Origin of the sequence: Sulfitobacter sp. 15WGC, from assembly GCF_005068605.1 — a bacterium.
In the GTDB taxonomy this organism is placed as follows: domain Bacteria; phylum Pseudomonadota; class Alphaproteobacteria; order Rhodobacterales; family Rhodobacteraceae; genus Sulfitobacter; species Sulfitobacter faviae.
The window spans coordinates 1-254 of the sequence record NZ_SZNL01000173.1 but is presented as its reverse complement, the minus strand read 5'-3'; the positions used below and the strand labels follow the sequence as shown (position 1 = coordinate 254).

Genomic DNA, 254 nt, shown 5'->3' with positions numbered 1-254 from the left:
CCGACGCCTCGCGCCCCTACCCCTTCTACCTCGCCTATGCGCTGGAGGACGGGCCGGAAGGCTTGGGCGAACCTGAGGACTGGCGGGCGGAGTGGAAATGGGACGGCATCCGGGGCCAGCTCATCCTCGCGACGGCGACTATTTCGTCTGGTCGCGCGGCGAGGAGTTGATGACGGACCGTTTCCCCGAATTGGCCCGCGCCGCCGATCACCTGCCCCCGGGCACGGTGCTCGACGGCGAATTGCTGGTATGGC

1 pseudogene is annotated in these 254 nt (G+C 68.5%); it reads left to right on the top strand.

Going from position 1 to position 254, the window contains the following annotated elements:
• Nucleotides 1–254, top strand: a pseudogene (locus tag FCK22_RS19475) (ATP-dependent DNA ligase); the annotation flags it as partial.